This window comes from Anaerobium acetethylicum (assembly GCF_900096945.1).
Classification (GTDB): Bacteria; Bacillota; Clostridia; order Lachnospirales; family Lachnospiraceae; genus Anaerobium; species Anaerobium acetethylicum.
The window spans coordinates 20,404-32,077 of the sequence record NZ_FMKA01000013.1 but is presented as its reverse complement, the minus strand read 5'-3'; the positions used below and the strand labels follow the sequence as shown (position 1 = coordinate 32,077).

Genomic DNA, 11,674 nt, shown 5'->3' with positions numbered 1-11,674 from the left:
TTTAGAAACAAGAAAATGCTCCATCAATTATGAAATCTGAACCTGTGGTAAAATCGCTTGTATCGCCTGCAAGGTATACTGCGATTGCCTGAAGTTCATCTGGTCTTCCCATACGTCCGACCGGCGACATGGCATTCCACTGTTCGATCAGCGGTTTTAAAGTCGGCGATTCCAAAGTGAGCTCTGTTCCGATATATCCAGGGCTGATTGAATTTACACGAACGCCTTTTTTAGCGAACTCGACTGCCATGGATTTTGTAAGCATGATGACTCCGGCCTTGGATGCATTGTAAGAGCACTGTGGCTGCGGTACATTGACAATGTGACCTGACATGGATGCCGTATTGATGATAGAACCTTTACCCTGTTTCAGCATGACTTTCGCCGCTGCCTGGGAGGAAAGGAATACACCGTTCAGGTTGATGTCGATTACTTTCTTCCACTGGTCATAAGTCATTTCCTCAGCTGGGATATTCAGGCAGATGCCTGCGTTGCAGAATGCCACATCCAGCTTTCCGAATGTATCTAAAATAACTTTTATCATATTGTCGACATCTTCTTCTTTTGTAACATCGGCTTTGATGGCGATTGTTTTAACGCCTAACTTTGCAATTTCATCCGCTGTTTTTTTTGCCTCTTCAATATCAAGATCAATAATTGCGACATTGCTTCCTGCCTCTGCGATAGCTGTTGCAATTGATTTACCGATTCCTCTTGCTCCTCCAGTTACAAAAGCTGTTTTTCCATCCAATCTCATTCTTTCAATAATTCCCATATTATTGTCTCCTTTTTTAATATAAATTATTTTTGTAAATTCATTTTGTAAAATGACTTTATTTATCTATAAGCGTATTATATACTTAGTCCTTGGGATTGTCAATTCAATTTTTGTTTTTCTCTCATATAATATCAGAATCCATGTTACTGCTCACTCTGTGGCCAGTAAACATGGATTCCAGCATGCTATTTCAGCGGATCATTTAAAATTCAGGGCACAAAAAAGCAGCAGCTCCCTTTATGAGAACTGCTGCTTTTCATTTACAGACGCGTTACAACAACGTCTTTATATATTCTTTCCATATCTTCCGTACGGAAGCTTCCCGTTGCCATGGTCAGAGTATTTGCCGCTGAAACTGCAACTGCATATCTGAGCATTTCTTCAACCTCATAGCCTCTTTCCAGACCGACAGCAAAAGCCGCAACCATGGAATCCCCGGAACCGACCGTATTGACGGTCTTGATTTTCGGCGGCTGCCCGTGGTAGACTGCATCCTTCGTAACAACTAATGCCCCTTCTGCTCCCAGGGAAACCACGACAAAGTCGATTCCCATTGACTGCAGTTTTTTTGCGCCTTCTATGACTTCCAGGCGGTTCTGGACCTTGATTCCTAACAATGCCTCAATCTCATCACGGTTAGGCTTGATCATTGTGGGGCCTGCCTGAACGCCATTTTTCAGAAGGACGCCGCTTGTATCCATGATCACTTTTTTCCCTTTTGCTTTGGCCATCTCTATCAGCCTCGCATAGATATCTGTGTCCACGCCCGCCGAAACGCTGCCGGACATTGTGACCACATTGCTGCTGGCGATTATCTGCTCATATTTCCGGATGAACCCGTCCACAGCTTCCTGGCTCACCGGCTCCCCCGGTTCCAGCAGTTCTGTTGAAGTCCCGTCGCTCTCCAGGATATTGATGCAGGCTCTTGTCTCACCGGACGTATAGAAAAAATCGTTTGGAACCTGCTGTTCGTCAAGCATATCCTTCACATATGCTCCCGTATGGCCGCCTAAAAATCCTGTGGCAAGCACTTCTTCTCCACAGCTTTTGATTACTCTGGCAACATTCAGGCCTTTTCCGCCAGGCGTGTTCGTGCACCTGATCACCCTCATTACTTCGCCTTTTTTCAACTCTTCGATCACATAGGCTTTGTCTACCGCAGCATTTAAGGTCACTGTTACAATCATATTTTCCTCCCTTTTGCACCCCTGCCCGAATGGCGACAGGTCTTCGCCATTTCAACTCCCGGGACAGCGGCTCTGTAAATCACTTTTACTTTTCACTGTCAATCAGTATTTTCCCTTTTACCTGGCCAGGTACTTTGAATAGTTCGAAAGCATCCTTGATCTGGCTTAAAGGCATTTTCCTGAAAATGAAGGAATCATCAAACTTCATTGCACCTGTTCCGACATAATGCGCCGTCAGTTCCCATTCTTTTCCAGGGAATGGGGCGCTGTATGACATCCAGGAACCAGTCAGTTTGAATTCCTTGCGGTTGAGGTTTTCCCATTCAGAAACGCTGAATGACAATTCCTTCGTAGGCGTTCCGATCAGGCATACTTCGCCTTTATTGGCGACAAGTTCAAATGTCATCTTGATCGTAACCGTGTTTCCGGCAGTCTCATATACATAGTCAAAGCCTTTTCCCCCGGTCAGCTCTTTCGCTTTTTTCATAAAGCCTTCTTCCAGGGTGTTGATCACCGCATCAGCGCCGAGCTTCTTTGCAAGTTCCAGGCGGTCGTTGTCGATATCAAATACAACCACTTTCTTTGCACCGAATATCTTTGCCCATTGCATTGTAAACAGGCCGATGGTTCCGCCGCCGAGTATGGCCACAGTTTTGCCGCCTTTGTAGTCCAGGCACTGTAATCCGTGGAGTGCAACCGTAATCGGTTCAAAGAGGGCTCCCTGTTCAAACGTAATCGAATCTTCGAATCTGACCACATTTTTCTCAGGCACTGTAACATACTCTGCAAAGCTTCCGAACTGTCTGGAACCGATAAAGCTGTAGTGCTTGCAGAGTGAATAGTTGCCCTTCTGGCAGTCTTCGCATTTCAGGCAAGGAACAAGCGGAACGCCTGATACCCTGTCTCCGACGTTTACAGTGGTAACGCCTTCTCCAGTTTCAGCGATGACGCCTGAAAATTCATGGCCCAAAATATTAGGAAAATAATGGGATGCATCCCCGTTTACCCTTGGAATGTCTGAACCGCAGATTCCTGTATATTTCACCTTGACTAAAACTTCACCCACTTTTAGTTTTGGCGTCTCAATCTCTTCATATCTCAAATCTTCCCTTGCATGCAATACTCCTGCCTTCATCTGTATACCTGCCTTTCCTTACATTATCTGCTGAATGTATCTTTTAATTTTTCACTGAGCTCCAGATATAATTCCATGGATTCCATGTATTTTTTATGGTTCTCTGCAACCGGCTCCTGAACTCTTGTTATTTTTACCGTTTCCTCGACTGCTTCCTCAAAACTGCCATACATGCCAATGCCTACACCTGCCAGTATAGCCGCTCCCAGTGTGGTTGCCGTATCAGAAGCAGGTATGCTGATCCTGCATCCCGTTACATCGGCATACATCTGCATCCAAAGCCTGCTGTTGGCGGCGCCGCCCATTGCCCTTATGTCCATCTCTTTTATATTGGCGCCTGCCTCTTCTGCAACCTTCAGGTTGTGGGCAACTGAAAAGACTACGCCCTCAAGGGCCGCACGGAGCATATGGCCTTTTGTCTTGTCAAATCCCAATCCGTAAAATACGGCTTTTGCATCGGGGTTCCAGATCGGGCATCGCTCGCCCGACATGTAGGGAAGAAAGACGACCCCATCGGATCCCGGCTCCACTGCCTCTGCCAGAGCAGTCAGTTCATCGAAGGACTGTCCACCGCCTAATTCCTGTTTGAACCATCTGAGGACTCCGCCTCCGCCGACGGTTCCGCCCTGCAGCAGCCACAGGTCTGGTATGACGTGTGTACTGAGGATCAGTTTCGGATGGGCAATCGGCTTGTCTTCGCAGATGCTCATGCCGCCGGCCTGGCCGCCCTGAATCTGGGTCTGCTGCGCCTTATATACGCCGGCTCCCAGCGTACCGCAGGCTGCATCAAGTCCGCCAGCAACGACAGGCGTCCCTTCCGCTAATCCCGTGATCTCGGCAGCCGCTTTCGTTACAGAACCGATGATGTCGTGACAGTCGTAGATGTCCGGAACTTTATCAATAGAGATTCCAATTTCTTCTGCCAGTTCCATGTCATAGGTACAGGTCTTCATATTGAAGAAATGAATGCCATAATTCTGGCACTTATCGGAAGACATGACGCCTGTTAGCTTCATCCCGATGTAACTGTTGCTGTGCAGGAATTTATAAGTCTTTTCATAAATTTCAGGTCTTTCTTCTTTGAACCACAATATTTTCGGGGCTGTGTAAGAGGGAAGGAATGCATTTCCTGCCACTTCAAAAATCCTGTCCGCTCCGACCTCTTTCGTCACCCGTTCAGCGATATCCTTTGCCCTTGTGTCCATCCAGATCGGGGTATTGTGCAGGCAGTTCCCATCCCTGTCGACAGGAATCGAGGACCAGCTCTGCCCATCTATCCCGATTCCTTTTATCTGTACCGGATCAGCTCCGGACTGTGCCAGACAGTCTTTTATGCCAAGGCATATGCTGTCCCACCATTCATCCGGATCCTGTTCCACCCATCCCGGATTCGGATAGTACAATTGATAACTCTGGTTAGACTGGGCGATCACGTCGCCTTTTTTATTGAAAATCGCGATTTTACAAGCCGATGTTCCAATATCGATACCCAATAATAAATCTTCCATATTCGTCTCCCATCAATGCAGATCCATGTTCTGCAATTTATGTGCATCACGTGTAACTGTGAAGGACGTAGTCCTGAATAGTGATCTATGCTTTCCCGTCGCATCCGCAGACTTTCATTCTGTTAATGACAAGCTGTTTCACGTTCTCGCGTCCGGCTTCACCGTATTTTTTTGGATCGAAGGCGTCCGGTGCTTTCTTGAAGCATTCCTTGACCCCGTCACTGTATGCGATCCTGAGTTCAGTTGCAAAATTGACCTTGCAGATTCCAAGCTTGATGCTTTCTCTGACTGCGTCATCCGACAATCCTGATGCTCCATGGAGAACCAATGGGATATCAACCACTTTCCTGATTTCGCCGAGGCGTTCCAGATCGAGTTTTGGCACACCTGCATATAATCCATGGGCTGTCCCGATTGCCACAGCCAGGGATGAAATCCCCGTCTTTTCAACAAATTCTTTTGCTTCTGAAGGATCCGTGAATCCGCCGCTTCCGCCGTCCAGATCGTCCTCTTTTCCGCCGACTTTTCCAAGTTCCGCTTCGACAGGAACCTTCGAAGGTGCACAGGCATCCACTACTCTCTTTGTAAGTGCGATATTTTCCTCGAAGACACTATGGGAACCGTCAATCATGATGGATGTATAGCCGGTCCTCAATGCCTGCATGGCAAGTTCAAAGCTGCTGCCGTGGTCAAGGTGAATCGCTACGGGCACGCTTGCCGCCTCACCGGCAGCCTTAGCGAGGGAATAGAAATATGCTAAACTTGCATATTTAACTGTTGAAGGTGTTGTCTGCATGATGACCGGCGCTTTCAGTTCTTCTGCAGCCGCAACGACCGCCTGCACCATTTCCATATTCTCCACATTGAATGCACCTACTGCATATCCTCTTTTCTGGGCATCTAAAAGCAGTCTTTCTGTTGTAACGAATGACATATTGGTATCCTTTCTGTAATGCTTAAGCATTATCCAATGAAATGTTAAAAAATTACCTTACTGGTTCTGCATGATAGTCGTTTTAAACGTATTTCTGTCTCCTCTGTATCTGGATATTGAATATTCAATAATATCGCCAAATGTGTTATATCCCGTGGAAATGAACTGCTGAATGGCTTTACCGCTTTCTATCCCGAGATTCCTGATGTCATATTCTGTTGCCTCTACCGCTTCGATCAGACGTTCAATCTTACAGATTCTGGTTTTCTCATCCGTTCCCAAAATGGCATATAAAGATTCCGTTTCCAAATCATGTTCCATGACAAAGCTGCATCTTTCGTATGGCAGATAAGTCTCTACCATCAGGATCGGCTCATTGTCCGCGCATCGCTTACGATGGATATAGATTGCCTTTTCCTTCGGTTTTAACCCAAGCTGAGCCGCTATATCTTCGGCTGGTATCATGACCTTGAAATCGAGCACCACAGTATTCGGAACCCTGCCCGACTGTATGATCTGGTCATTAAAAGATTCCAATGCCTGCGTGAAACTCTGCTGGAATTTCGGCCTTGCTACAAATGTTCCCTTGCTCTTTACCCTGTTGAGCCATCCCTCATGTTCGAGTTCGCCCACTGCCTGCCTTACAGTCGTGCGGCTTATATGGAACATTTCGCTTAATTCATTCTCTGTCGGTATCGTTTCCCCGATCTTATATGTTCCTTTTTTGATTTCTGTAAGCAGAAGTTCTTTCAGTTGAAAATATAATGGTACCGGAATATTCTTGTTGATCTGACTTGCATCCAGCATTTTCGCTCTCCTCCTTAAAGATTGTGGTCTGTATTGTTTTTCAATACATAACTATGTAGTAACATTACAACATATAATCAAATATGTCAATCGAAAATATTCTAAAAAACAGGATATCCCGAAAAAAAATTCAAGATATCCTGTCCCGTCTCTTTACGAAGTGCAAGCTTATGATTCCGATTCGATCATCTTTTTCAAATTGCCTCTATGAACTCTTTCACAAAGTATAATGCTGCGCCTGTAGCTACTGCTTCCGTGTTATTATTGCAGGGCATGATATAACCGGCTGCATCTTCACCAAATGGATTTTTCCTGTTTACCTTCTCGCAGAGAACCTCCATGTAGTCCTTAATGAAAATTCCGACATATCCACCTACGATAATGGTAGAACCAAACATCATCCTGATATCATGAATCAGAACTGCCAGATATTCCAAATATTCATCCCATATCTCTTTCAATACACCATCGCCCTGCTCCAGCCTTAGGAAAAACATTCCCAGATCGCGGTTCGTATAATCAGCAAGCCGTTCTGCATTCAAATATGCGTCCGCACAGCCTTTTTGCCCGCAATAACACTGCATCCCGTCGGTTACCAGATTCAAATGGCCGACTTCACCGCTGTACAGGCCATCCCCCATGTAAACTTCGTTATCGATCAGAACTGTTCCGCCGACACTATTACACAAACTGATATAAAATGCATTCCGCAATTCAGACGACATCCATATTTCACAAAATCCTGAAGCATTAGAATCATGTATCAATTTTGTCGGATATTGTATATATGTTGAAAAATCCTCCCTGCTCATTCCCGTATTATCTATGACCGTACCGCGAACCACACACTGTTTCTCAAAATCAATCAGCCCTGGAACTGCAATCCCTACGCCAATCACTTTATCTCGGCTTAATCCGATGCTGTCGATTATCTTTTCAACCGTCTCCCCTAAAGTCTTCAAATAGCCATCATTACGCTGATATAAGCGTCTTCTGTAAACATATTTTATAATGTTTCCATCAAGATCTATAATAACGCTTTTGATATGACGCTTTGTAATATCCAATCCAACAGCCACTTTTGCATCCTTTACATAGGTGTATGCTACAGGATTCCGGCCGCCGGCCTTATTTGCAACCTTACATTCTGCACCGACCAAGCCACGAACGACCAGATCTTCCAGCTTCTGGGCAACTGTTGGCAGACTCAGCTGCAGATTGTATGCAATATCCTGCTTGGTAGCTAATCCCTTTTCCCGGATATAGTGGTATATCTTTTTTTTATTATTATGCTTACTATCAAATACGTTCATTGGCTTTTAAACTCCTTCATTATTTAGAAGTTTTTGGATTTCTAATAGCTGCAGTTCCTTTTTCCTAAGCATACAGCTGCATTTCTGCAGCTGTATGAATGAACAGTTATTTATGCGTCACGTTGTATATCCTATTGTCCTCATGTTTAGTCGTTGCTCGGATCCACATCCACTAAAACTTTCATCGTTGTTTCACGATTGTTTTCAATATAATCATAAGCTGCCAGATAATCCTTAAATGCGAAATGCTTGCTCATGAGCGGTTTGAGCTGGATTTTGCCTTCCCCGACAAAGCGTATTGCATCCACATAATCTTCGTGTCTGTACATCATTGACGTATTTAAATCCAATTCGGAATCATTCAGCTTTGCGAGATCTACGTTTGCCATGCCTGCATATACTGCAACCAGAATGATAACGCTTCCCTTTCTGGCGTTCTGAATTGCCTGGTTCATGGTGATATCGTTGCCTGCGCAGTCATAGATGATATCTGCTTTATCCGCTCCAAAACATTCAACAACAGCTTTTCCAAAATCTACATTTTTTGTATTGTAGATATAATCAGCGCCGCATTCTTTCGCAAGTTCCAGACGGTAATCTGAAACGTCCGTCACCATAACTTCTGCAGCTCCGAAAGCCTTTAATGTCTGCGCGATCAATATACCAATCGGGCCTGCTCCAAGGACTGCAACTTTCATGCCTTTCACATCGCCGGGGCGTCTGCAGGCATGGACTGCAACAGCTAGGGGTTCAATCATAGCCCCTTCATCATAAGTCATGTTATCAGGTAACGGTGTAACCTTGGAAGCATCTACTGCAACATACTCGCTTGCAGTTCCTGTAGTCTGAAATCCCATGACTTTTAAATTTTCGCACAGATTGTATTTTCCATGCGTACATGGATAACACTCGCCGCAGTAGACCTGAGGTTCAATCGTAACCTTCTGTCCCACTTCAACTCCGGTTACATTTTCGCCTAATGCCGCGACCTTGCCAGATACCTCATGTCCCTGTGTAACCGGATAGCTTGTATATGGATGCTGTCCATGGAATACATGGATGTCGCTTCCGCATACGCCGATTCTCTTGATCTGTACCAAAACCTGACCTGGTTTTACTTCCGGTACCGGAACCTCATTAAACTCAATCTTATGTGGAGCTGTCATTACCTGCTGAATCATCATTTCTTTCATATCATTATCTCCTTTTCAATTCAATCACAAAATACACCCCAAAGCCTATTTTTCATATAACTTTGGGGTGCAGATCATTAAGATTATTCGTAACTGTTCTAAGCTCTTGTACAGCAAGGTGTTTTGTGCTGATTCTGCATAAACCCCAAGTTACGCATGCGCAAAATTACTGGCATTTGAATTTGTGTGCATCCCCTTCGACCAGGAAAAACTTAATCTTGAACAGTTTCCTAAAAACAAACCATACTATGTAACATAAAACTAATATTTAAGTTGTTGCGCGTTTCTGCTGGAAGCAGTCAAAGCCTACAGCAAGTACAAGGACAAGCCCTTTTACAACCATCTGCATATAGGTACTTACATTTAAAAGAACCATACCATTTGTCAGAACGCCGATGATCATAACACCTGCAATTACATTTGAAATCTTACCATATCCACCTGAAACGGAAACGCCGCCTAATACAACACATGTGATAACATCGAATTCATATCCTTTACCTGCTGTAGGCTGTGCGGAATTCGTACGGGAAAGCATTACAATACCTGCAAGCCCTGCGAATAATCCTGATAAAGCATAGATCAGGTATTTGATATAGCCAACTCTGATACCAGAGAGCTTTGATGCTTCTTCGTTACCGCCGACTGCATAAAAGTAACGTCCGAAGTAGGTCTTGTTCAGGATAAAAGCACCAACAGCGAAGCAGCAGATCATGATAATAACAGGTACCGGTATAGGTCCAACATAACCCTGGCCGATAATCTTGAATCTTGTATCGAATCCATAAATCGGTGTTCCGCCAGAAAGCAGATACGCTGCTCCTTCAAAAACGATCTGTGTTGCAAAAGTTGCAATGATTGCAGGAATTCCGATTGTTGAAACCATGAAACCATTCAAAATACCGATTCCAACAGCCATAATCAACGAACAGATAATCGCAGCCGGCATACTAAAGCCGCTGTTGACCATCAGGTACGCACACACAATATTGACGATCGTGATGACGGAACCTGCCGAAAGGTCAATACCTGCTATCAGAATGACAAACGTCATACCGATGGAAGCGATACCATACATAGAAACCTGACGGGCAATTGTAAATAGGTTTGACGATGAAAGGAACCTTGGGTTTGCAATCGCAAATCCTATAAACAGGATTACAAAAACCACCCAGATCGCTTTACTTTTTAATTGATTAAGAACAACGTTATTTTTCATTCTTCTTTACCTCCTCCACGGCGGATGCCATTCTCATAATAGAATCCTGTTTAAACTCTTCTTTTCTTAATTCACCGGTAATACGGCCTTCCGCCAAAACCAGAATTCTGTCTGACATGCCCATTAATTCTTCCATTTCCGATGAAATTAAAAGAATGGTCTTTCCCTGCTCTACCAGGTTATTGATCAACTTATAAATCTCAAATTTAGCACCTACATCAATTCCACGGGTTGGTTCGTCAAAAATAATCAACTCTGAATTTGCAGCAAGCCATTTTCCGAGAATTACCTTCTGTTGATTTCCACCGCTTAGATTCTTAACTAATTGGTTCAATGATGGTGTTTTAATTAACAATTCTTCTTTATATTTTTGTGCGGTTTCCAGTTCCTGTTTTGAATCGATTACGGAAAACCTGGAAATCTTCTTGTATATTGGCATATTAATATTATTTTTAATAGAAACTCCGAGCAGTGCGCCATGGCGTTTACGATCTTCAGGCACAAGAGCAATGCCAAAATCAATAGCTTCCCTTGGGGTCTTCGGATCTATTTCTTTTCCTTTAAAAACAATCTTACCTGATGTTTTCCTTACAGCACCAAATATCATCTGCGCAAGTTCTGTACGTCCCGCTCCAACCAGGCCGCCGAGTCCAAGCACTTCACCTTTTTTTATCTGTAAATTGATCTCTTTATCTCCGTTGCCTGTTACATTCTGCAGATCCAGAACGATTTCTTCTTTAATACAAGGTTTTCTCGGTGGATATGATTCTTTTAAATCACGTCCTACCATCAGATGAATCAGTTCATCTACAACTGAATCTTTTGTAATAAGCGTTTTCACATATTCCCCATCTCGAAGTACAACAATACGGTCAGACAAACGATAAATCTCATCCAGCCTGTGGGAAATGTATATAATGGATACTCCCTTTGACTTCAGTAATTCACATACCTTAAACATACTTTCTACTTCTGCGTTCGTAAGCGGAGCCGATGGTTCATCCATAATCAGAACCTTGGCATCCTGCATGATCGCCTTGGCAATTTCAACCATCTGCTGATAGCCGACTGTGAGATTTCCAACAAGAGTCTTCGGATTGATCTTGATATTCAACTGGGCGAAAGCCTTTTCTGCTTCCTCTTCCATTGCTTTTTTGTCTACGAGTATGCCCTTCCTGATGGGATTACCCAGAAACAGGTTTTCAGCAGCGGAAAGACCCTTTACGTTATTGAATTCCTGGTAAATAATTGCTATTCCATTCTCAGCTGCAAGCTGAGGCGTCATACTGGTAAATTCCTTGCCATTTATTATAATTTTACCAGACGTTGGAATAACAGCACCAGAACAAGTTTTTATCAAAGTAGATTTTCCAGCACCATTCTCTCCGATCAGTGCAAGAATCTCACCCTTTTTTACCTCTAGTGAAACATCTTTTAATGCAACAACACCAGGATATTCTTTTCTAATATGCTGTAATTGTAAAATATATTCATCATTCATATTCTATACCACGCCATTCTTATTTTATAAAATGTGGAGCTGTATTTCATGACAGCTCCACATTAACAACTTAGAACCTACCTACTGCATACTATACTG

Annotated in this window: 10 protein-coding genes; all 10 read right to left on the bottom strand. The window is 43.8% G+C overall.

What is annotated here, in order from left to right:
- Window position 1: 1 nt before the first annotated feature.
- A complete protein-coding gene (locus tag BJR36_RS11020) occupies window positions 2-775 on the bottom strand; it encodes a glucose 1-dehydrogenase (RefSeq protein ID WP_091234084.1) in 774 nt (257 codons plus the stop codon).
- Window positions 776-1,038: 263 nt separating this feature from the next.
- The gene (gene pfkB, locus BJR36_RS11015) at window positions 1,039-1,965 is read right to left on the bottom strand and encodes a 1-phosphofructokinase (protein ID WP_091234082.1); all 927 of its coding nucleotides are present in this window, start codon (window positions 1,963-1,965) and stop codon (window positions 1,039-1,041) included.
- 85 nt (window positions 1,966-2,050) lie between these two features.
- Entirely contained in the window at window positions 2,051-3,100 is a 1,050-nt protein-coding gene (locus BJR36_RS11010) for a galactitol-1-phosphate 5-dehydrogenase (protein WP_091234079.1), read from the bottom strand.
- A 23-nt stretch (window positions 3,101-3,123) separates the two neighbouring features.
- The gene (xylB, locus tag BJR36_RS11005) at window positions 3,124-4,608 is read right to left on the bottom strand and encodes a xylulokinase (protein ID WP_091234076.1); all 1,485 of its coding nucleotides are present in this window, start codon (window positions 4,606-4,608) and stop codon (window positions 3,124-3,126) included.
- 85 nt (window positions 4,609-4,693) lie between these two features.
- The gene (gene gatY / locus BJR36_RS11000; protein ID WP_091234073.1) at window positions 4,694-5,542 is read right to left on the bottom strand and encodes a tagatose-bisphosphate aldolase subunit GatY; all 849 of its coding nucleotides are present in this window, start codon (window positions 5,540-5,542) and stop codon (window positions 4,694-4,696) included.
- Window positions 5,543-5,599: 57 nt separating this feature from the next.
- A complete protein-coding gene (locus BJR36_RS10995) occupies window positions 5,600-6,349 on the bottom strand; it encodes a GntR family transcriptional regulator (protein ID WP_091234070.1) in 750 nt (249 codons plus the stop codon).
- A 194-nt stretch (window positions 6,350-6,543) separates the two neighbouring features.
- Window positions 6,544-7,662, bottom strand: coding sequence for an ROK family protein (locus BJR36_RS10990; protein WP_091234067.1), 1,119 nt, complete (start codon window positions 7,660-7,662; stop codon window positions 6,544-6,546).
- Window positions 7,663-7,808: 146 nt separating this feature from the next.
- Window positions 7,809-8,843, bottom strand: coding sequence for a zinc-dependent alcohol dehydrogenase (locus tag BJR36_RS10985; RefSeq protein ID WP_207648856.1), 1,035 nt, complete (start codon window positions 8,841-8,843; stop codon window positions 7,809-7,811).
- A gap of 280 nt (window positions 8,844-9,123) precedes the next feature.
- Window positions 9,124-10,074: an ABC transporter permease gene (locus BJR36_RS10980; RefSeq protein ID WP_091234064.1), complete on the bottom strand. Its 951-nt coding sequence runs from the start codon at window positions 10,072-10,074 to the stop codon at window positions 9,124-9,126.
- Window positions 10,064-11,575, bottom strand: a complete 1,512-nt coding sequence (locus BJR36_RS10975) for a sugar ABC transporter ATP-binding protein (protein ID WP_091234061.1) — start codon at window positions 11,573-11,575, stop codon at window positions 10,064-10,066. Before BJR36_RS10975 ends, BJR36_RS10980 begins: the two co-directional genes overlap by 11 nt.
- Window positions 11,576-11,674 lie beyond the last annotated feature (99 nt).

Bases quoted from the DNA above. Each gene is read 5' to 3' on its own strand.
- gatY (WP_091234073.1), bottom strand. From the start codon at position 5,542: ATGTCATTCGTTACAACAGAAAGACTGCTTTTAGATGCCCAGAAAAGA.
- BJR36_RS10990 (WP_091234067.1), bottom strand. From the start codon at position 7,662: ATGAACGTATTTGATAGTAAGCATAATAATAAAAAAAAGATATACCAC.
- BJR36_RS10980 (WP_091234064.1), bottom strand. From the start codon at position 10,074: ATGAAAAATAACGTTGTTCTTAATCAATTAAAAAGTAAAGCGATCTGG.
- BJR36_RS11010 (WP_091234079.1), bottom strand. From the start codon at position 3,100: ATGAAGGCAGGAGTATTGCATGCAAGGGAAGATTTGAGATATGAAGAG.
- BJR36_RS11020 (WP_091234084.1), bottom strand. From the start codon at position 775: ATGGGAATTATTGAAAGAATGAGATTGGATGGAAAAACAGCTTTTGTA.
- BJR36_RS10995 (WP_091234070.1), bottom strand. From the start codon at position 6,349: ATGCTGGATGCAAGTCAGATCAACAAGAATATTCCGGTACCATTATAT.
- BJR36_RS10985 (WP_207648856.1), bottom strand. From the start codon at position 8,843: ATGATTCAGCAGGTAATGACAGCTCCACATAAGATTGAGTTTAATGAG.
- BJR36_RS10975 (WP_091234061.1), bottom strand. From the start codon at position 11,575: ATGAATGATGAATATATTTTACAATTACAGCATATTAGAAAAGAATAT.
- pfkB (WP_091234082.1), bottom strand. From the start codon at position 1,965: ATGATTGTAACAGTGACCTTAAATGCTGCGGTAGACAAAGCCTATGTG.
- xylB (WP_091234076.1), bottom strand. From the start codon at position 4,608: ATGGAAGATTTATTATTGGGTATCGATATTGGAACATCGGCTTGTAAA.